This is a genomic window from Paenarthrobacter sp. E2MeOHC11 (genome assembly GCF_058744955.1).
This window is the reverse complement of the sequence record NZ_CP196673.1, coordinates 4,590,754-4,610,466: the sequence shown is the minus strand read 5'-3', so window position 1 is coordinate 4,610,466 and position 19,713 is coordinate 4,590,754. Positions and strand designations below refer to the sequence as shown.

Below are 19,713 nucleotides of genomic sequence, written 5' to 3'. Positions count from 1 at the left end.
GTTTCTGTGCCTTAGCTTTCGAGTGCGCTGGCCTGGTTGGCCAAAGCAGCGACGACTTCCTGGAGCTGCGATACGCCTGCTGCACGCTCGGTGAGGTGCAAGCGCAGTACGGGGCGGCCATGGCCTTCCAGCACCTGGGCGTCGCCCGAGGCCTGTGCGGCGATGAGCTGCCCGAACGTGAACGGACGCTCAGGGATTTCGAGGTCGGTGGATGATGCTGCAGTGATCTGCAGGAAAACTCCGATGGCGGGTCCACCCTTATGGAACTGGCCGGTGGAGTGAAGGAACCGCGGACCCCAACCGAACGTCACAGGACGGCCGCTGACAGCCGCGAGTTCGTCCCGGATACCTTCGAGCGGAGCGTGCGAAATGCGGTCCAGGTAGGCCTGGACACTCAAGTAACCATCCGTGCCAAGCTGGCTGAGCAGTGCCTGCACAGCTTCCGTGGCAGTCGACGCGGAGCCGAGCCACTCACCGCCACGAACTTCCACAGCGCCGTCCGTGAAGGCAGCCGGGGTGGGTTCGGGGCGGGCATCCAGCAGGCCGCGCGCAGCCACCTTCGCGGCTTCAACGTCGGGCTGGTCAAAGGGGTTGATGCCCAGCAGCCGACCCGCTACCGCGGTGGCGAATTCCCACACAAACATCTGGGAGGGCAGGCCCCCGGCGATTGCCACTTCGTTGTCACGGAGTTCGACGTCGGCATCGGCGCCTACCAGCCGAACCACCAACACGTCATCGGCCCCGTTCAGGGCTTCCGGAGAATCGGGGCCGGCGACCACCGGAAGAACGCCGGTGCCCAGCTTGCCGGTGGATTCGGCGATGAGCTGCTCGGCCCAGTCGGCGAAGCCCACAATCCCGGAACCGTCTTCAGCGATAACGATCTTGTTGCGCAGCGGGCTGGTACCGCCCAGGGCAATGCCCAGGGCAAGTCCGATGTTGTCAGCAGAATCTTCGTTGAGGATCTCCGCCGCTTCTTCTGCCTCATCAAGGAAAGCCTGGATGTCCACACCGGCCAGCCCACAGGGGACCAGGCCGAAAGCCGTGAGTGCCGAGAAGCGTCCGCCAACGTTGGGGTCAGCGTTGAACACGGCACGGTAGCCTGCCTCGCGGGAGGCCTTGTCCAGGGGCGAACCTGGATCGGTGACGATGATGATCCGGCTCTTGGCATCAATTCCGGCGTCGTTGAACGCTTTCTCAAACACCCGTCGCTGGGAATCCGTCTCAACAGTGGAGCCCGACTTGGAGGAAACGACGATAGCCGTCTCCTCCAGTCGGTCATTCAAAGCAGCGCTGACCTGTTCAGGATCAGTGCTGTCCAGCACAGTCAGCTCGACGCCGGCAGTACCGGCAATAACCTCGGGAGCCAACGAAGACCCACCCATGCCACAGAGGACAATGCGGGTAACTCCTTCGGCGTGGAGGGCATCACGAAGTTCCAGAATGTCCCCGACCAGAGCCTGGGACACCGTGGCCGCTTCTACCCAGCCGAGACGGATCGCAGCCTCGGACTCCGCATCAGGCCCCCACAACGTGTGGTCCTTGGCAAAAATCCGGGTTGCAATCTTGTCTTCGACCAGACCGTCAATATGCTGGGCGATGGCCTGCTGGGCGGCACCGCTGGCGTCGTAGCTGATTGTGCTCATGGTGGGTTAGGAAGCCTTCCGTGCGGTGGCGAGTGCGCCTTCGACGTCGGCCAGGAGTTCCTTCCAGGAGCCCACGAACTTCTCGAGGCCTTCGGTCTCAAGGAGCGTTACGACGTCGTTGTAGGAGACACCGAGTGCTTCGAGGGCGTTGAGGGTCTCGTTCGCTTCGTCGTAGGTGCCGGTGATGGTGTCACCGGTAACTACGCCGTGGTCGAACGTGGCATCCAGTGTCTTCTCCGGCATCGTGTTGACCACGCCGGCGGCGACGAGTTCCGTCACGTAAAGGGTGTCCGGGTAAGCCGGATCCTTGACACCGGTTGAGGCCCACAGGGGACGCTGGGGGAGGGCACCGGCTTCGGCCAGCACGGCCCAGCGCTCGGTGGAGAACAGCTCTTCGTACACCTGGTAGGCAAGGCGTGCGTTGGCAACGCCTGCTTTGCCCTTGAGTGCCTTGGCTTCATCGGTGCCGATGGCGTCAAGGCGCTTGTCGATTTCAGAGTCAACGCGGGACACGAAGAACGATGCCACCGAGTGGATCGTGGAGAGGTCGTGACCGTTTTCCTTGGCCTGCTCGAGGCCGGACTGGAAGGCGTTGATGACCGCGCGGTAACGCTCCAGGGAGAAGATCAGGGTCACGTTGACGCTGATGCCCTCGGCCAGGGTTGCCGTAATGGCTTCCAGGCCCTCCAGGGTTGCCGGGATCTTGATGTGGACGTTGCCCTTGTTGACCTTCGCGTAGAGGTGCTTGGCCTCGGCGATGGTACCGGCGGTGTCCCATGCGAGGCGGGGATCCACCTCGATGGAGACCCGGCCATCCACACCGTTGGTGGCGGCAGCGATCGGCGCGAACAGATCGCAGGCGTCGGCCACGTCCGTGGTGGTGATTTCGAAGATGGTCTCTTCAACGCTGGCACCGGCGGCCGCCTGGGCGGCGATGGTGGCATCGTAGTCGGTGCCTGAGGTGATGGCGGCGTGGAAGATGGACGGGTTGGTGGTCACACCAACTACGTTCTTTTCGTCGATGAGCTTCTGCAGGGTGCCGGTGTCCAGGCGGGTGCGGGAAAGGTCATCGAGCCAGATCGAAACGCCGGCGTCAGAGAGCTGCTGCGTGGGAGTGCTAGACATGTGTTTTTCTCCTGTGAGAGGGGAGCAGACTGTTATGCGTTGGCGTCTGCGAGGGAGTCTTTGGCTGCGGCGGCGACGGCTTCGGCGGTGATGCCGAACTCGTTGAAGAGCCGCTTGTAGTCTGCCGATGCGCCGAAATGTTCCAGGGAGATGGAGCGGCCGGCGTCGCCGACGAATTCGCGCCAGCCCAGTGCCAGGCCGGCCTCAACCGAAACACGGGCCTTCACGGAGGCGGGGAGCACGGACTCGCGGTAGGCCTCGTCCTGCTTGTTGAACCATTCAACACACGGCATGGACACAACGCGCGCTGCGATGCCTTCAGCCTGGAGGGCTTCGCGGGCCTGGACTGCGAGCTGGACTTCCGAGCCGGTTCCGATCAGGATGACCTGCGCGTCAACGGTTTCGCCGTCCTTGGAGGCTTCAGCCAGGACGTATCCGCCCTTGGCCACACCGGCGGTGGAACCGAACGTGTCACCAGCGGCTTCACCTTCGCCGCGGGCGTACGTGGGGATGTTCTGGCGGGTCAGGACAATGCCCGCCGGGTTCTCGTGGTTCTCCAGCATGACCTTCCATGCCGCAGAGACCTCGTTCGCGTCACCGGGACGGACGACGTCCAGGCCCGGAATGGCACGCAGGGAAGCGAGCTGCTCCACAGGCTGGTGGGTGGGGCCGTCTTCACCCAGGCCGATGGAGTCGTGCGTCCAAACGTACAGGGACGGGACACCCATCAAGGCACCCAGACGGATCGCCGGGCGCTGGTAGTCGCTGAAGATCAGGAACGTGCCGGAGAAGGCGCGGGTGCGGCCGTGCAGGGAGATACCGTTCACGATCGACGCTGCAGCGTGTTCACGGATACCGAAGTGCAGGACACGTCCGTACGGGTTGCCCTTCCAGGCGTCCGTGGAACGCGACGTCGGGATGAACGACGGCGAGCCCTCGATGGTGGTGTTGTTGGACTCGGCGAGGTCGGCCGAACCACCCCAGAGCTCGGGGAGGACCGGGCCGATGGCGTTCAGGACCTTACCCGAAGCCGCGCGGGTGGAAACGTCCTTGCCTGCTTCGAATACGGGCAATGCCGCGTCGATGCCCACGGGGAGCTTCTTCGCTTCAACGCGTTCCAGCAGGGCGGCGGCGTCCGGGTTGGCGGACTGCCATGCCTCGAACGAGCTCTGCCACGCAGCGCGTGACTCTGCACCGCGGTCCAGGACCTTGCGGGCATGTGCCAGGACTTCCTCGTCTACGTCGAAGGACTTGGCCGGATCGAAACCGAGGACGGTCTTCAGTGCTGCGACTTCTTCGGCGCCCAGGGCGGAACCGTGGATCTTGCCGGTGTTCTGCTTCTTCGGCGCCGGGTACCCGATGATGGTGCGCAGCGAAATGATGGACGGCTTGTTCGTCTCTTCCTTAGCAGCGAGCAGTGCTGCGTAGAGTTCCTGGACGTCTTCGACGTAGTCGCCGGTCTTGGTCCAGTCAACGCGCTGGGTGTGCCAGCCGTAGGCCTCGTAACGCTTCAGGACGTCTTCGGTGAAGGCGATGTCGGTGTCGTCTTCGATGGAGATGTGGTTCTCGTCGTAGATCACGACGAGGTTGCCCAGTTCCTGGTGTCCGGCGAGCGAGGAGGCCTCGGAGGTCACGCCTTCCTGGAGATCGCCATCGGAGGCGATGACCCAGACGGTGTGGTCGAACGGCGATTCGCCGGCGGGAGCATCGGCGTCGAACAGGCCACGCTGGCGACGCTGTGAGTACGCGAAACCAACAGCGGAGGCCAGGCCCTGGCCCAACGGGCCGGTGGTGATTTCCACACCGGCAGTGTGCTTGTACTCGGGGTGGCCCGGGGTCAGTGAACCCCAGGTACGCAGTGCCTCAAGGTCCTTCAGTTCCAGGCCGTAACCGGACAGGAACAACTGGATGTAAAGGGTCAACGACGTGTGGCCAGGGGACAGGATGAACCTGTCACGGCCAATCCAGTCCGGGTTCTTCGGGTCATGGCGCATCAGCTTCTGGAACAGCAAGTATGCTGCCGGAGCCAAGCTCATCGCCGTACCAGGGTGGCCGTTGCCGACCTTCTCCACGGCGTCAGCGGCCAACACGCGAACGGTGTCAACTGCCTTCTTGTCCAGATCGGTCCATGACAGTTCTTGCTCTTCCAAATGTGGCACGAAAACCGAGCCCCTCTCTGTGCTGACGGCAGGCGTACGGACACGGCACGCAGGAAGCACAGGATGGCGCCCGCTGCAATGTGTCTACCAGCCGTTCACCATTGAAACGTTGATCTCTCATCCAGACGCACGGATATCCAAGAATACGGTTTCCCGGATCGTCAACGTGTGCTGATCTGCTCAACAGCTTAGCCCCAAACGTGTCATGGAACTCAGGGAATCCCACTAACTGGACAGAAATTCCCTTATATGAATCACGATGGCCTGTCAGGGGAGTGAAGATTCGGAAACATTGACGTATTTTGCGGACATCGGAGCACTTCCGGCCACGGTATGATATTTGGAGGCCACCAGCGGTACATGCTCCCGCGTTTGCTTTCGAAAACCGGGACGGCAGCCGCTGTGAGAACCCCAGAGCATAGAACAGAGTGACTGCCGCCGTGAGCACAACTGATACGCCCCTTAACGCGTCCCCGGCCCGGGGAAGCATCGGAATTTCCCGTAAGTTGAAGGCGTATCTGGCACTGACGAAACCACGTGTCATCGAACTGCTCCTCGTGAGCACACTGCCCACCATGATCTTCGCCCAACGCGGATTCCCGTCCATCGGATTGATCCTGGCAACGCTCGTCGGTGGCGCTTTCGCCGCGGGGAGTGCGGGTGTCTTCAACTGCTACATCGACCGCGACATCGACAAACTGATGCACCGTACCGAGAAGCGTCCGCTGGTCACCGGTGAAGTAACGCCTCGCGAGGCCCTCGTCTTCGCTTGGATTCTTGGCGCGGCGTCGATCGCCATCCTGTGGTTCGGCGCCAATCCCCTGTCCGCCTGGCTCGGCCTCGGCGCCATCGTCTTCTACGTGGTCATCTACACCATGATCCTGAAGCGACGGACCGCCCAGAACATTGTGTGGGGCGGAGCAGCCGGTTGCTTCCCGGTCCTGATCGCATGGGCCGCTGTCACCAACACAGTCGAGTGGCCCGCCATCGTGCTCTTCATGGTGATCTTCCTGTGGACGCCGCCGCACTACTGGCCCCTGTCCATGCGGTATGGCGAAGACTACCGCAACGCCAAGGTGCCAATGCTCGGCGCCATCGCCGGCGCAAAGGTGGTCTCGGTGCAGGTTGTCCTCTACGCCTGGGCCATGGTTGCCTGCTCGTTGCTGATGGTGCCCGTTGGTGGGGCTGGCTGGGTCTACACGGTCGTCGCCGTTGCCGCCGGGGCCTGGTTCCTTTACGAAAGCCACGCCCTGTACAAGCGCGCACAGGGTGGCGACGTCTCCAACAAGGGCGCCATGAAGGTCTTTCACGGCTCCATCAGCTACCTGACGCTGCTCTTCATCGCACTGGCCGTTGACCCGTTCATTGGCTCAGCGATCGTCGGCGGCTAAGTTCCCCGAACCCCCAAGCAACAACGTTCGACGCCGGTACTCGCCACTTTGTTTTAGTGGTCAGTGCCGGCGTCGCGCTTTTACCCTCACGCCACGGACGCTCTCTCACCTCCCGCGGGCTTGAGCCCTACGCTCTCTCACCTCCCGCGGGCTCCAGAGCGTCCCGCGTCACCCCGCAAATGATTCGACGAGACGCGCCAGCGGCGGGGGTGCTTGCCCAGCATGGAGCGCCTCGATAAGCAGGGGTGCGTAACGTACCTTGTTGCCGCTGCGGCCTCCAAAGAATCGCTGCAGTTGCGCTGTTACGGGCCGTTCGCGAAGCGATGGCTGGCGTTGAAGGAGCCGAAATGACGCCAGCTCGCCTTGAGCTTCGATGACCTCGAGCACAGCGTCGGTTCCCAGGCATCGGATGAGTTCATCCTCCAGATCGGCATCACATACCTGGAACCCGCGCTCTTCCAACGGTCCGGATCCGATACCGGCGCGGATAAGCGCACGGGCTATTCCTTGGGACTCCCCGGCATCACATAGACCAAGCAACCTATGGCCGGCCCCCTTCGGCCCGTAGCGGTCGAGGAAGTGGATGATGCTGGTAGCTCCACCCATTGGGACGATCTGCACATGTTCTTCCGCCAAGTCATGGCCAAGTCGAAGGGCCAGCGCCTGGACCGCCACACTGTCACTTTCGCCCTCGACCAACACCGTTGTGGTTCGCATTGGACCAGTATGGGGGATGCTGGCAGCAAAGCGCCTTGACGCGCTTTGCTACCTAGAAGGCCCGTTGCAGCACCTAGTTCCGGACTCCGGGCACCTAGTTCCTGTCCAAATGCCACCTAATTTGCGGAAAAGTCATCTAGGTGGTGCCGTGCGCAACCTAGTGTTCGTGATGGAACAGAGCTGTTCCGCGCCGCACGAGCATTGGGGAAAACAGTGAAAGCACTCCTGCGTACAGCCGGGATTCTGACGGTTGCTTCGGCTTCGGTCTTGACCGGAGTGACCGCCGCACAAGCCGCACCGGCTTGCTTCACGGCCCGCGTTTGTCTCTACGACAATTACTGGTTCACGGGGACCTCCAGGACTTTCGGTTGGGTCACCTACAACGTAGGTGTGGATGCAAACGACAAGGCGAGTTCCCTCAACGTGGGGCCTCCCACTGATCCCAACTCGCCATACGTCTATTTCTATGTTGACCAAAACTTCAGAGGCGACAGTGTTGTCTTTCGCGCTGGTAACGCCTCGAATGATCTACGCGGTCTCTACATGACTCCCACCCGGAACTGGGACGATGAAATTACGAGTGTCTGGGGATAATCCCTTGAAGCCCACCATCAAGAAGGTGTCCACAACAACGTTGGCGATGGCGGTGATGGCGGTGGTGATCGCCACCACCGCCTGCTCTGCCCCGTCGGTACCAACGCCCACTGAGGCTCCGGCAATAAGTCTGCCCCCCGTAGATCGTTCTGCCGGAGCCGGGGCAAGGGCCTCCCTCAATGAAATCACTGGCGAACTTTTGCTCCCCATGAGCGCGTACTGGTACTCGGATCGGGAGAACGTCATCGTCAATTCTGCCGTGGCCTCCCTCATTTTTGACTGCGTTAGAGAAGCGGGCTTCACGGTGGCTCCCTGGGGAGGTGGGGGCAAGGCCCTGCAGGACGCCAGATATGGACAATGGTCCCGGAACTTGGCAGCGAGGAACGGTGCCCTGCTGGAGATCCGCAAAATTCCTGGCGTGATGGACGAGCAACCCGATCGCCCCGTTCTCAGCGCGGAGCACCAGGCAGCGGAAACAAAGTGCACTAACTCCGTAGGAAGGGCCGGGCTGCCCGAACTCCTGGAAGGTTTGGTTGGTGACACTTCAGTCCAGAACCAGATCACACGGAACGCCGTGGCGCTGACGGAACGCGACCCCGAGTATTTGACCTTCCGACAGGATTGGGAGAACTGCCTGGGCGAAAATGGTGTGAAGCTCACCGGGCCGGGTTCGTGGAGCCTGCAATCGAGCGGCACAAAGGAAGACGAGATACGCGTTGCCCTGCTGGAGGTTGACTGCAAGGACGCAAGCGGCGGTGCCAGGAAGCCTTATGACATTCTCGCTGAGTACCAAGCAGCACAGATAAAGGACCATCAGGCCGAACTCAACGTCTTGGCGGAAGAAAAGGCGGCCGCCGTGGAACGCGCCAAGCAAATACTGCGGGACCACGGCGTGGCTGATGCAAGACTCTGACCCTGATCTGATTCGCCGCGGCATGAGGCGTATTCCACGATGGTGGCTGATTCCTGGCGCGGTGATCGTTGTACTGGGAGGACTGGGACTTGCATACTGGGCCGGCGCTTCAAGCACAGCGGGGACGGAGCCGATGCCGACTCTGGCCTCGGTGGTTCCGGTTTCGGCAACGGTAGAACGCCGTGCGGTGGTCAAACAGGTGGTTCTTTCCGGGAAAGTCGTTCCAGGAGCCCAGTCCACCCTTCAAGCGAGCCCCGCCGAAGGTGTTGACAGACTGGTGGTGACGGACGTGGCAAAAGAGGCCGGGAGCCCCGTGGTTCCCGGTGAAGTGCTGGCGGTCGTCTCCGGGAGGCCGCTGCTGATACTACCCAGCAGCGTGCCGTTGTATCGGGACATCAGCCCAAGGGACTCGGGTCCCGATGTCAAAGCCCTCCAAGCGGCCTTGACGAACTTCGGGTATGCATGCGTGACAACAGGAACCTTTGACCTGGCTACTCAGCAGGCACTGGGATCGTGGTACAAAGCCGCAGGGTACAAAGCCCCCGCTGCGCCCGGTCCACTCCCTCAGGAGGAAGCTGGTAATGCAGCACCAACGAACTCGTCGGGCGTCATGTTTCGCTGGCGGGAATTTGTTCAGGTCCCCGGTGACTCCGGGACTGTAGCTTCCATCGCCGGACCCGGTTCACTTCTGGCCGAGGACGGGATCGTGGCCCGGGTCAGGGTCGCCGACGACTCCATTGTTGCCCGTGCAGATGTTGTTCAATCCGAGACTTTCGTGGTGGGTACGCCCGTAACGGTCAGGGCCGGTTCAACGGTCCTGGACACCACGGTGGTGCAGGTCGGCAGCTTCCTGGAGGGTGACCAGAACAAAAACGAAATCCCTGGAAAAGACATCACCGTAGCATTGCCGCCGGGGACACAGGGATTCGCCGCAGACCAGTCAGTCACCATGACGTCAGGCAGCGCAGTTGCAGAGTCCCTCGCCGTTCCCCTCATTGCGATTCGCCAGGACGGCGGGACACCGTACCTCCTGGTTGAAGGGAACAGCGAGCCCCGCCGCCTGGAGGTCAAGGTCACCGCCCAGGCAGACGGGTGGGCGGCGATCGCGGACGTAGACGGCCTGATCGTAGGGGATCAGGTGAAACTGCAATGAGTGCACTTGTGCCCGCCCACGAATCATCAGCGAGTGCGCAGCGCCTGCCCATCCTCAGCCTACGAGGCGTTAGCCGCGGCTTTCCCGGGACGATGGCGCTGGTGGACGTGGACCTCGACATCCATGAGGGGGAATTCGTGGCCATAGTGGGTCCCTCCGGTTCGGGAAAGTCCACGCTGCTCAACGTCCTTGGTCTTTTGGACACACCGACATCGGGCACATACCGGATCAGAGGTATGAATGTCGCGGACCTCGACGAGAGAGCGCGGGCAGACCGGCGGGCCGATGTCTTTGGCTTCGTCTTCCAGGAATCCCATATGTTGGGGCGTGACGCCGCGGCCCGAAATGCCGTGCTGGGCCTTCGCGCACGGGGAATAGGGCTGTCCGTCCAGAAACAGCTGGTCATGCCCGCTCTGAGGAAATTTGGGCTTGGGCACAGGGCGGCAACCCCGGCGTCGCTATTATCCGGGGGAGAGCGTCAACGCCTGGCCATCGTCCGGGCCGTGATCGGAGCTCCGAAAGTTGTGCTTGCGGACGAACCCACAGGCAGCCTGGACACCGCGAACGGCAAGATCGTCATCCATCATTTGCGTGAGCTCAGTGACTCAGGAACCACTGTGGCCATGGTGACGCACGATCCCGACATTGCTGCAGCCGCGGACCGCATCATCACGATGCGCGATGGGGCCATCGTCAAGGACACAGGTCGCAGCAACGAAGCCACCACGGGCCCTGCAACATCAGCCGCAGGACCAGGAAGCAACAAGCAGGCGTTGGTCCGGCGCCGACGCCACGAGGCCGCGGATGTTGTTGCTGACGCAGTTTCTGCGCTGACGATTCGTCCATCCAAAGCCCTTTTGCTGATCATGGCGTTTCTCCTTGGCAGCGGAGGGCTGGTTGCGGCCATCGGGCTGAGCGAGAGTGCCTCAGTCAAGGTATCTGCCCGGATCGACGAGGCCGCGAGGGACGAAGTCCGGGTCACGCGCGAGGAAGGTTATGCCTCGTGGGAAGCTGTCACCAACGATCTCCAGGCAGCCAGGAGGCTATCCGGTGTGGACGATGCCGGAGTCATCACCGAGCTCTCATCGTCGGTGGTGCAACCATCGACCTTCCGGCCTGGGTCCTTTCCCGAACAACCGGCGTTCAACGGGGCCGTCCGGATCGTCGACTCCGCCTACCTTCGAATCCAAGGGGCAACGGTGTCCGACGGTGATGCTGCCTTGCTCGACCATTCATTCGGAGGGCCCATCGCCATCCTGGGCCAGAATGCCGCCAATGAACTGGGAATCGCAAAGCCAGGTCCCGGCGTCGTTGTGTGGCTTTATGGCCAGCCGGTCCCGGTGGCGGGGATTGTTGATGAGCCGGGAAGTGACCCGGTTCTGCCGTCAGCGGTGATGGTGGGAGTCGGGTCCTACTCTTTGACCAGCAACGTGGCAGCGTCCCTGGTCCTTAGGACGAGTCCAGGGATGCCGGCAGCCATTGCCGAGGCGCTGCCAAAGGCCCTCAACCCTGCTGAACCCGGGACCGTAAAAGTACAAACGGTGGCCGACCTCCGGGAGCTCAAACAAGGGATCAATACTGACCTCGGCAGGCTGGTAGCCATTGTCTCCATCATCCTGCTCGCCATGGCCTGCCTCAGTGCCGGAACCACCATGTATTTGGGCGTGTTGGCGCGGTCCAGCGAGATTGCACTGCGACTTGCCCTCGGCATGCGGCGAGGAGTGCTGGCCTCGATGTTCCTTGTCGAAGGTGCCGTGGTGGGAGCGTTGGGAGGTGCTGCAGGCGCAGCCGTAGGCATGGGAGCCGTGCTGGCCTACGCATCCATCGAAGGTTGGTCTGCTGTGATCCCTTGGTACACGTCACTATGGGGCATAGGGGCGGGACTCGCCAGCGGCACCTTGTCCGCGGTGTATCCGGCCGTGCTGGCCATGCGTTCCAACCCGGCGCAACTGATCCGGGCTTAGGAGATCTATTAACGGACCGGGCTGTGCTTTGCAAGATCGGCGGCATTGGTGGCTGCACTCATGAGGACTGCTGCCCCGAACATGTGCGCACCGACCAAGAGTGCGGGAATTCCGTTGTAGTACTGGGTGAATCCGATGGCAGCCTGGAGCAATGTCACGCCCAGCAACAGGTATGTAGCAGTTCCGAACGGACCGCCGATCTTGTGGCGGATCACCAGGTACACAGCAAACAGGGTTCCGGCGGTGATGAGGTAGGCGGGAACGGCGTGGATGTGCGAGAAGAGGTCCCAGTCCAGGTCGTTGCGTGGAGCATCAGCATCGCCTGCATGGGGTCCGGCCCCGGTCACAACGACACCCAGCATCACAGACAGTGCCGAGAAAACAGTAACGGCCGTCGTCACGGGGCGCGCAATGGCAGGGAGGGAAGCCAGCGTGCGGTTCATGAAGCGACCGGCACGGCCGTAGGCCCTGTTGACCAGCAGCGTGGCGAAGACAACCAAGGCCATGGACACGAGGAAGTGAAGTCCAACAACCCACGGGTTGAGGTTGGACAGCACAGTGATTCCACCGATAACTGCCTGGGCGGGGATGCTGGCAAGGAGGCCCAAGGCCAGCAGGAAGAGGTCGCGGCGTTCCTTGCGGAGGTTCCACAAGTACACCAACATGAGTGCGGCAACGGCGGCGAGGGCGAAGGTGAGCATGCGGTTGCCGAATTCAATGAACCCGTGAATGCCCATCTCCGGAGTGTTAACCAGCGAATCGTTGGTGCATCGCGGCCAAGTGGGGCAGCCCAGGCCCGACGCCGTGAGACGTACAGCGCCACCGGTTACCACAAGGACGGTCTGCCCGATGAGTGACAACAGCGCCAGCCGGCGTACCGCCTTATTCACCTCGGTGGGCAGCTTCGATGTCCAACGCTGGACGGTTTTCGGGAGGCGCGATGCCGTACTCACAGTTTTCTCACTTCTCAGTTCTGCGTTGTTTGGTGGTGCCGGGTTGGGGGGTGCCGGGGTTGGGTGGTACCAGGTTGGTTAGTTCCACTTGAACCATCGAATGGCCGCGGCGCCGGCCAGTACAGTCCAGAGCAGGAGGATAAGAGCCGCAGGCAAGGGAAAAGCCCCCAGAAGGAAGGCATCCCGGAGTGCTTGGCCCAATGCTCCGGATGGAAGGAAATGGACAATGGCTTGCAGCACGGCGGGCAGCCGTTCAGCGGGCACCACGATTCCACCCAGGGCACCGAGCAGTATCCAGAGCAAGTTGGTGATCGCCAAGGTGGCTTCCGGCCGGACCGTGCCAGCAACGAGCAGGCCCAGCGCGGTGAAGGCGGCAGCGCCGAGAACCAACAGCACGAGCCCGGGAAGCCATGCCTCCGGCCGTGGTTGCCATCCCAACAGGCCGGCGATGGCGCCCACCACCAGTACCTGGAGGCAGAGGACTACGAGGACAGCGAGAATCTTTCCGGTAATGAGACCGCCCCTGCCAAGCGGGGTTGTCGATAAGAAGCGGAGTACTCCGTACCGGCGATCAAAGCCGGTGGCAATGCCTTGGCCGGTGAAGGCTGTAGACATGGCGCACAGAGCAAGAATCCCAGGGGTGGCCACGTCAATACGGGATCCACCCAGACCGTCCAGAAGCGGAGTGACGACGAGACCCACCAGCGCCATCAACGGCAGGACAATGGCGAGAATGAGTTGCTCGCCATTCCGCAGCATGGTGATGGTCTCGTAGCGACCCTGCTGGATGATCCGGCGCGGCAGCGATGCCGGGCCGGCGTTGGGGGAGAGGAGATTGCTCATCGAAGGTCCCTTCCGGAAATGTCCAGGAACACGTCTTCAAGGCTGCGGGCTTCCAGGCGCAGCGAGCCCGGCATGATGTTCCGTTCCGCCCACCACGCAGTGAGTGCTGCAAGGTCCTTCGGCGTGATCCCACCTGTGACGGAGTAGCTGCCGGGGCGCGTCTCCGTTATGTGAAGGCCTGCACCAACGGCACCAGCGAAGTCGAGCCCTCCTGGAGCATCGAAGTAAAGGGTCCGGTCGGTCACTGCGGTGTCACCGGAATGATCATGCCGCAGCAGTTCGGCGACTGTTCCTTCCACCACGTTATGACCACCATCGATGATGTAAACGTAGTCCGCCAACCGCTCGGCGTCGTCCATCAGGTGGGTAGTCAGGACGATCCCCATCCCGGCGTCGCGAAGTTCTGCAATCAGCTCGAAAACCATCTGGCGCGATTGAGGATCAAGTCCGGCGCTGGGCTCGTCGAGGAAAAGGATTTCGGGATTGCCCACTAGTGCAGCTGCCAGTGCCAGGCGTTGCTTTTGGCCGCCGGACAGTCGGCGGACGTTGGTGCGGCTGAACTGGCTGATTCCCAGCCGTTCCACCAAGGCGTCAACATCCATGGGGTTTTGGTACATGCCGGCGACGTGCCGCAACAGGGGGATAGGACGGGCCGACGGCGGCAGGCCACCGTCCTGAAGCATCACGCCAACGCGGGACCTCAGCTCAGCACCGGCCGTGTCCGGGTCCGCGCCAAGAAGGGAGATGCTCCCGGCCGTGCGCTTTTGCAAACCCTGGGCGCATTCGAGGGTGGTGGTTTTACCGGCGCCGTTTGCGCCCAACAGGGCAGTGACCTGGCCGCGCTCGGCCACCAGGGACAGTCCGCTGACAACCCGGAGCATTTTGCCGTCAAGGGAGGCCAAAGGGCCTACATCCTTAATGAGTCCGTCTATGGTGAGGACAGGGGATTCGGGTGATCGCACCAGAGTATTCTACGTGAAGTAGTACGGTCACACTTGGCACGCAGCCAAGTCAGCCTTGCCTTACTGGATGCAGGAAACAAATTACGACATGATTGTGTTGTGTATTCCATGAGCAGTCCAGTTTCCATGCCCTCAAAGCGGCATGCTGCAGCGGCAGAGGCATTCGTTGCTTCTCCTGCGCTGCCGGACGCCGATGACCGCACCCGGGACCGCGTCCTGAGTGCTGTTCTCGAAAACGGCCCGGTGAGTGCCGCGGAGCTCGGCGACCTTCTTGGTTTTACGCCGGCTGCCGTTCGCCGCCACCTCGACCATTTGGAACGCAGCGGCGTGATCGAGGTCAAGCGCGTGGCGAAGGCCGGTTCCGGCGCGGGACGCCCCGCACGCCGGTATGTCCTGAGCTCCCAAGGACAATCCACGCTGGGCGACGACTACTTGAATATTGCCAGCTCCGCACTCCGGCGCCTCCAGGAACTTGCCGGTGAAGACGCAGTCCGCCAGTACGCGGAGGAGCGCTTCTCCGACATGGAACGGCGCTACGCTCCCGAGGTCGAGGCCGCCGGTGATGACATCACTGCCCGGGCCATGGCGCTCTCAAAAGCCCTGAGCCGCGATCGCTTCGTTGCCTCGGCCCATTCCATCGAAGCCAAGGCACCGTTGCCTGCCGCGCTGTCCAGTGTCCAGCTGTGCCAGGGTCACTGTCCCATCCAGCGGCTGGCAGCGGAGTTCCCCGTCTTCTGCGACACCGAGACCAAGGTTTTCTCCCGCCTGGTGGGCGTCGATGTCCGACGCCTTTCCACGCTCGCGCAGGGCGGACATGTTTGCACCACCCACATACCTACCGGGCGCCTGGCTGCCACGGCATCCCCAGATGTCGCAGAGCAGTCCGGGAACCCGTACCAGGAATCAAACAACCAGCAAGAAAGGCCGTGATGACGGACCAAATAGCAGAGAAAGCGGTAGCCGAAGGCACTGTGATCTCGGAGATTCTGGAGAAGAATCCCGAACTGCACGGTATCGGAAACTACGAGTACGGCTGGGCCGACAAGAACGACGTAGGCGCAAATGCCCGTCGTGGCCTCAACGAGGAGGTTGTCCGCGACATCTCCTCGAAGAAGAACGAGCCCGAATGGATGCTCGATCTGCGGCTTAAGGGCCTGAAGTACTTCGACCGCAAGCCGATGCCTACCTGGGGTGCAGACCTCTCCGGCATCGACTTCGACAACATCAAATACTTCGTGCGTTCCACGGAGAAGCAGGCCGCAACGTGGGAAGACCTTCCGGAAGACATCCGGAACACCTACGAGAAGCTGGGCATCCCCGAAGCTGAGCGCAGCCGCCTGGTATCGGGTGTCGCAGCCCAGTACGAGTCCGAGGTCGTCTACCACCAGATCCGTGAGGACCTCGAAGCCCAGGGCGTCATCTTCCTGGACACCGACACCGCCCTGCGCGAACACCCGGAGATCTTCCAGGAGTACTTCGGCACCATCATTCCCGTGGGCGACAACAAGTTTGCCTCGTTGAACACGGCCGTGTGGTCCGGCGGTTCCTTCGTGTACGTGCCCAAGGGCGTGCACGTGGATATCCCGCTGCAGGCGTACTTCCGTATCAACACGGAGAACATGGGCCAGTTTGAGCGCACGCTCATCATCGCTGATGAGGACTCCTACGTTCACTACATCGAAGGCTGCACGGCTCCGATCTACACCTCGGACTCCCTGCACTCTGCAGTTGTGGAGATCATCGTGAAGAAGGGCGCCCGCGTCCGCTACACCACCATCCAGAACTGGTCCACCAACGTGTACAACCTGGTTACCAAGCGCGCCATCTGCGAAGAAGGCGCAACCATGGAGTGGATCGATGGCAACATCGGCTCCAAGGTGACCATGAAGTACCCGGCCGTCTACCTCGTTGGCGAGCACGCCAAGGGTGAGACCCTGTCCATCGCCTTCGCCGGCGAGGGCCAGCACCAGGACACCGGTTCCAAGATGGTGCACATTGCTCCGAACACCAAGAGTTCCATCATTTCCAAGTCCGTGGCCCGCGGTGGCGGCCGTGCTGCATACCGCGGCTTGGTCCAGGTCCGCGAGGGCGCCAAGCACTCGGCCAACACGGTCCGTTGTGACGCCCTCCTGGTGGACACCATTTCCCGTTCGGACACGTACCCGTACATCGACATCCGCGAGGACGACGTTGTCATGGGCCACGAGGCCACCGTTTCACGCGTCAGCGAAGAGCAGCTCTTCTATCTGATGTCCCGCGGCATGCCTGAGGACGAGGCCATGGCCATGATCGTGCGCGGCTTCATCGAGCCGATCGCCCGTGAATTGCCCATGGAATACGCTCTTGAGCTGAACCGCCTGATTGAACTGCAGATGGAAGGGTCCGTCGGTTAACAATGACTGATATCACTACTGAAAAGGCGCGCATCGGCGCGCCCTCGGCCCAGCCGTTTATCAACGGCTTCACCGAGGAAGGCGAGAACCTCTCGCCCGTCAACACCGGCACGAACACCAGCACGACGTCGGAGCAGCCTTCCGCTGGTCCCCTCGCCGGGGCTTCGGCCAAGAGCCACTCGCACGGTGGCGGCGTTGGCATCCCGGACAGCTCGCGTGCGGGCCGCCTCACGTCGTACAAGCTGGCCGACTTCAAGCCGCTGAATGGCCTTGAGGAAGATTGGCGGTTCACACCGCTCAAGCGCCTGCGCGGCCTCCACACCGAAGTCCTCAACGGTGCAGCTCCGGCTGTCAACGTCACGGCACCGGCCGGCGTCGTTGTTGAAACCGTTGGCCGCGACGACCAGCGCATTGGCCAGGCAGCCATCCCGGAGGACCTCGTGTCCGCCAACGCCTGGGAGAATTTCGCCGAGGCCACCGTGATCACCGTGCCCGCCGAACTGCAGGCCGGGAGTGAAGTTTCCGTCCTGATCACCGGCGCCGGCGAAGCACCTTCCGCCCAGCACATCGTGATCGTGGCAGAGCGTTTCTCCAAGTCCGTCGTGGTCCTGGACCACCAGGGCACCGCAGTTGTTTCGGAGAACGTGGAGATCATCGTCGAAGACGGTGCTGAACTGACGGTTGTCTCCCTTCAGGAATGGGCCGACAACGCCGTCCACGCGTCATCGCAGCAGGCAAAGATCGGCCGCGATGCCAAGTTCAAGCACATCGTGGTCAGCCTTGGCGGCGACCTCGTTCGCGTCACGCCGTCAACGCGCTTCACGGCTCCCGGTGCCGACGTCGAAATGTTCGGCCTGTACTTCGCCGACGCCGGACAGCACTTGGAGCAGCGGCTCTTCGTTGACCATGCCGTGGCCAACTGCAAGTCGCGCGTCCTCTACAAGGGCGCCCTCCAGGGCCGCAATGCCCACAGCGTGTGGGTTGGCGACGTCCTGATCCGCAAGGAAGCAGAAGGCACCGACACCTACGAGGCCAACCGCAACCTGGTCCTCACGGACGGCGCCCGCGCGGATTCCGTTCCGAACCTCGAAATCGAGACCGGCTTGATCGAGGGTGCGGGCCACGCCAGCGCCACCGGCCGTTTTGATGACGAGCACCTGTTCTACCTCATGGCCCGTGGCATCCCGGAGAAGGTCGCCCGCCGCCTGGTGGTCCGAGGCTTCCTCAACGAGATCATCCAGCAGATCAAGGTTCCGGCAATCGAAGAGCGCCTGACCGCAGCTGTTGAGCGCGAACTCGCCGCGACCGACAACTAAGACAGGCCAGGCAGGGTAACAATGAGTGAAGAAACCAAGGGCGAACTGGTATGCAGTGCCAATGACATCCAGGTCAAGCAAGCGCTGCGCGTCCTGATCGATGACTACCCCGTAGCCATCGTCAAGGATTCGATGGGCGATATCCACGCCATCGCCGATACCTGCTCGCATGCGGACATCTCGTTGTCCGAGGGTGAGGTTGAAGGTTGCGCGATCGAATGCTGGGGACATGGTTCCCAGTTCGACCTCCGCAGCGGTCAGCCGCTCCAGCTGCCTGCTTATGACCCCGTCCCGGTTTTCGCCGTCACCATCGATGGAGACGACGTTTACGTGGACGTGACCAACGTTGTGAACGGCGCCTCGGTAGATAACTACTGAGCGCCCAGTACCGCCAGACTTACGAACGGAAAGAAAGAAGAGCATGTCAACTCTTGAAATCAAGGACCTGCACGTCAGCATCGAGACGGAGCAGGGCACCAAGGAGATCCTGAAGGGCGTCAGCCTCACCATCAAGACCGGTGAAACGCACGCCATCATGGGTCCCAACGGCTCGGGCAAGTCCACCCTTGCCTCCACCATCGCCGGTCACCCGCGCTACAACGTCACCAGCGGCACCATCACGCTGGACGGCGAAGATGTGCTGGAAATGAGCGTCGACGAGCGCGCCCGTGCAGGCGTCTTCCTGGCCATGCAGTACCCGGTTGAAGTTCCCGGCGTCACCATGACCAACTTCCTCCGCACCGCCAAGACCGCGATCGACGGCGAAGCGCCGGCCCTGCGTACCTGGACCAAGGACGTCAAGGCCGCCATGCAGCAGCTTCGCATCGACGCCGACTTCGCTCAGCGCAACGTCAACGAAGGCTTCTCCGGTGGCGAGAAGAAGCGTGTCGAAATCCTTCAGCTGGAACTCTTCAAGCCGAAGTTCGCCATCCTGGACGAGACCGACTCCGGCCTTGACGTGGACGCGCTGAAGGTTGTTTCCGAGGGCGTCAACCGTGCACACGAAGAGGGCAACATGGGCACCCTGCTCATCACCCACTACACCCGCATCCTGCGCTACATCAAGCCGGACTTCGTCCACGTGTTTGTTGACGGCAAGGTTGTTGAAGAAGGCGGCCCCGAGCTCGCCGACCGCCTTGAAGACGAAGGCTACGACCGCTACGCTCCAGGGGCCGGCGTTGCCGTTGCTCCGGCTGTACAGGCCTAGTTAGGATCGTTCCATGACCGACATCAATGTGGCGCGTACCAGCCTCGAGGACGTCGAGGAAGCGCTCAAGGACGTGATTGACCCGGAACTCGGCGTCAACATCGTGGACTTGGGCCTTCTCTACGGACTCAAGTACTCCGATGACGACGGTGCCCTCCTGATTGACATGACACTGACCACGGCGGCCTGCCCGCTGACGGACGTGCTTGAAGAGCAGGTTGGCAAGTCCCTCGACGGAGTCGTTGACGATTGGCGCCTGAACTGGGTATGGATGCCGCCATGGGGTCCCGAGCGGATCACCGACGACGGCAAGGACCAGATGCGGGCCCTCGGCTTCAACATCTGATCGGCAGTTTTCGCGCTCGAAGCGAGCGGGCATA

Annotated in this window: 17 protein-coding genes; 10 read left to right on the top strand and 7 right to left on the bottom strand. The window is 62.1% G+C overall.

Features of this window, described 5'->3' with window-relative positions; translation table 11 throughout:
• Positions 1-11: 11 nt before the first annotated feature.
• From ACSSVG_RS21360 to tkt, 3 genes are read right to left on the bottom strand one after another with little or no spacing between them, the layout of a single operon-like run.
• Positions 12-1,643: a phosphoglucose isomerase-related protein gene (locus ACSSVG_RS21360; RefSeq protein ID WP_492416181.1), complete on the bottom strand. Its 1,632-nt coding sequence runs from the start codon at positions 1,641-1,643 to the stop codon at positions 12-14.
• Positions 1,644-1,649: 6 nt separating this feature from the next.
• Positions 1,650-2,768 carry a transaldolase gene (gene tal / locus ACSSVG_RS21355; RefSeq protein ID WP_231341617.1) on the bottom strand — a complete coding sequence of 373 codons (1,119 nt, stop codon included), beginning with the start codon at positions 2,766-2,768 and terminating at the stop codon, positions 1,650-1,652.
• Between the two features lie 32 nt (positions 2,769-2,800).
• Positions 2,801-4,927 carry a transketolase gene (tkt, locus tag ACSSVG_RS21350; RefSeq protein WP_492416179.1) on the bottom strand — a complete coding sequence of 709 codons (2,127 nt, stop codon included), beginning with the start codon at positions 4,925-4,927 and terminating at the stop codon, positions 2,801-2,803.
• A 428-nt stretch (positions 4,928-5,355) separates the two neighbouring features.
• Here tkt and ACSSVG_RS21345 point away from each other — a divergent pair, with 428 nt between their 5' ends.
• Positions 5,356-6,318: a heme o synthase gene (locus ACSSVG_RS21345; protein ID WP_231341619.1), complete on the top strand. Its 963-nt coding sequence runs from the start codon at positions 5,356-5,358 to the stop codon at positions 6,316-6,318.
• A gap of 168 nt (positions 6,319-6,486) precedes the next feature.
• On the opposite strand, the gene ACSSVG_RS21340 is transcribed toward ACSSVG_RS21345, so the two are convergent.
• Complete coding sequence (locus ACSSVG_RS21340) at positions 6,487-7,035, bottom strand: TOPRIM nucleotidyl transferase/hydrolase domain-containing protein (protein WP_253468226.1); 549 nt, start codon at positions 7,033-7,035, stop codon at positions 6,487-6,489.
• 598 nt (positions 7,036-7,633) lie between these two features.
• Here ACSSVG_RS21340 and ACSSVG_RS21335 point away from each other — a divergent pair.
• Genes ACSSVG_RS21335 through ACSSVG_RS21325 form a run of 3 tightly spaced genes read left to right on the top strand, consistent with a single transcriptional unit; the run spans position 7,634 to position 11,659 of the window.
• Complete coding sequence (locus ACSSVG_RS21335) at positions 7,634-8,542, top strand: hypothetical protein (protein WP_492416176.1); 909 nt, start codon at positions 7,634-7,636, stop codon at positions 8,540-8,542.
• Positions 8,529-9,695 carry a hypothetical protein gene (locus tag ACSSVG_RS21330; RefSeq protein WP_492416175.1) on the top strand — a complete coding sequence of 389 codons (1,167 nt, stop codon included), beginning with the start codon at positions 8,529-8,531 and terminating at the stop codon, positions 9,693-9,695. Before ACSSVG_RS21335 ends, ACSSVG_RS21330 begins: the two co-directional genes overlap by 14 nt.
• On the top strand, positions 9,692-11,659 hold the full coding sequence (locus ACSSVG_RS21325) for an ABC transporter ATP-binding protein/permease (RefSeq protein ID WP_492416173.1): 1,968 nt from the start codon (positions 9,692-9,694) through the stop codon (positions 11,657-11,659). The genes ACSSVG_RS21330 and ACSSVG_RS21325 overlap by 4 nt, the downstream gene beginning before the upstream one ends.
• Before the next feature lie 8 nt (positions 11,660-11,667).
• On the opposite strand, the gene ACSSVG_RS21320 is transcribed toward ACSSVG_RS21325, so the two are convergent.
• The 3 genes from ACSSVG_RS21320 to ACSSVG_RS21310 form a co-directional block, all read right to left on the bottom strand.
• The gene (locus ACSSVG_RS21320; protein WP_492416171.1) at positions 11,668-12,612 is read right to left on the bottom strand and encodes a COX15/CtaA family protein; all 945 of its coding nucleotides are present in this window, start codon (positions 12,610-12,612) and stop codon (positions 11,668-11,670) included.
• A gap of 78 nt (positions 12,613-12,690) precedes the next feature.
• Positions 12,691-13,455, bottom strand: coding sequence for an ABC transporter permease (locus tag ACSSVG_RS21315; RefSeq protein ID WP_231341625.1), 765 nt, complete (start codon positions 13,453-13,455; stop codon positions 12,691-12,693).
• Entirely contained in the window at positions 13,452-14,417 is a 966-nt protein-coding gene (locus ACSSVG_RS21310) for an ABC transporter ATP-binding protein (RefSeq protein WP_492416169.1), read from the bottom strand. The genes ACSSVG_RS21315 and ACSSVG_RS21310 overlap by 4 nt, the downstream gene beginning before the upstream one ends.
• Positions 14,418-14,525: 108 nt before the next feature.
• Between ACSSVG_RS21310 and ACSSVG_RS21305 the strand changes: the two genes are divergently transcribed.
• From ACSSVG_RS21305 to ACSSVG_RS21280, 6 genes are read left to right on the top strand one after another with little or no spacing between them, the layout of a single operon-like run.
• The gene (locus tag ACSSVG_RS21305; protein ID WP_253468232.1) at positions 14,526-15,347 is read left to right on the top strand and encodes a helix-turn-helix transcriptional regulator; all 822 of its coding nucleotides are present in this window, start codon (positions 14,526-14,528) and stop codon (positions 15,345-15,347) included.
• On the top strand, positions 15,347-16,810 hold the full coding sequence (sufB, locus tag ACSSVG_RS21300; protein ID WP_062068692.1) for a Fe-S cluster assembly protein SufB: 1,464 nt from the start codon (positions 15,347-15,349) through the stop codon (positions 16,808-16,810). The genes ACSSVG_RS21305 and sufB overlap by 1 nt, the downstream gene beginning before the upstream one ends.
• Before the next feature lie 2 nt (positions 16,811-16,812).
• On the top strand, positions 16,813-18,126 hold the full coding sequence (gene sufD, locus ACSSVG_RS21295) for a Fe-S cluster assembly protein SufD (protein WP_231341628.1): 1,314 nt from the start codon (positions 16,813-16,815) through the stop codon (positions 18,124-18,126).
• Positions 18,127-18,147: 21 nt separating this feature from the next.
• Complete coding sequence (locus tag ACSSVG_RS21290) at positions 18,148-18,504, top strand: non-heme iron oxygenase ferredoxin subunit (protein WP_159699707.1); 357 nt, start codon at positions 18,148-18,150, stop codon at positions 18,502-18,504.
• Positions 18,505-18,547: 43 nt separating this feature from the next.
• Positions 18,548-19,333 carry a Fe-S cluster assembly ATPase SufC gene (gene sufC / locus ACSSVG_RS21285; protein ID WP_014921882.1) on the top strand — a complete coding sequence of 262 codons (786 nt, stop codon included), beginning with the start codon at positions 18,548-18,550 and terminating at the stop codon, positions 19,331-19,333.
• Between the two features lie 13 nt (positions 19,334-19,346).
• Complete coding sequence (locus ACSSVG_RS21280) at positions 19,347-19,679, top strand: metal-sulfur cluster assembly factor (protein WP_159699704.1); 333 nt, start codon at positions 19,347-19,349, stop codon at positions 19,677-19,679.
• The last annotated feature ends 34 nt before the right edge of the window (positions 19,680-19,713 follow it).

Bases quoted from the DNA above. Each gene is read 5' to 3' on its own strand.
- ACSSVG_RS21305 (WP_253468232.1), top strand. From the start codon at position 14,526: ATGAGCAGTCCAGTTTCCATGCCCTCAAAGCGGCATGCTGCAGCGGCA.
- ACSSVG_RS21340 (WP_253468226.1), bottom strand. From the start codon at position 7,035: ATGCGAACCACAACGGTGTTGGTCGAGGGCGAAAGTGACAGTGTGGCG.
- ACSSVG_RS21325 (WP_492416173.1), top strand. From the start codon at position 9,692: ATGAGTGCACTTGTGCCCGCCCACGAATCATCAGCGAGTGCGCAGCGC.
- ACSSVG_RS21360 (WP_492416181.1), bottom strand. From the start codon at position 1,643: ATGAGCACAATCAGCTACGACGCCAGCGGTGCCGCCCAGCAGGCCATC.
- ACSSVG_RS21290 (WP_159699707.1), top strand. From the start codon at position 18,148: ATGAGTGAAGAAACCAAGGGCGAACTGGTATGCAGTGCCAATGACATC.
- sufC (WP_014921882.1), top strand. From the start codon at position 18,548: ATGTCAACTCTTGAAATCAAGGACCTGCACGTCAGCATCGAGACGGAG.
- sufB (WP_062068692.1), top strand. From the start codon at position 15,347: ATGACGGACCAAATAGCAGAGAAAGCGGTAGCCGAAGGCACTGTGATC.
- ACSSVG_RS21280 (WP_159699704.1), top strand. From the start codon at position 19,347: ATGACCGACATCAATGTGGCGCGTACCAGCCTCGAGGACGTCGAGGAA.
- ACSSVG_RS21330 (WP_492416175.1), top strand. From the start codon at position 8,529: ATGCAAGACTCTGACCCTGATCTGATTCGCCGCGGCATGAGGCGTATT.
- tal (WP_231341617.1), bottom strand. From the start codon at position 2,768: ATGTCTAGCACTCCCACGCAGCAGCTCTCTGACGCCGGCGTTTCGATC.
- sufD (WP_231341628.1), top strand. From the start codon at position 16,813: ATGACTGATATCACTACTGAAAAGGCGCGCATCGGCGCGCCCTCGGCC.
- ACSSVG_RS21315 (WP_231341625.1), bottom strand. From the start codon at position 13,455: ATGAGCAATCTCCTCTCCCCCAACGCCGGCCCGGCATCGCTGCCGCGC.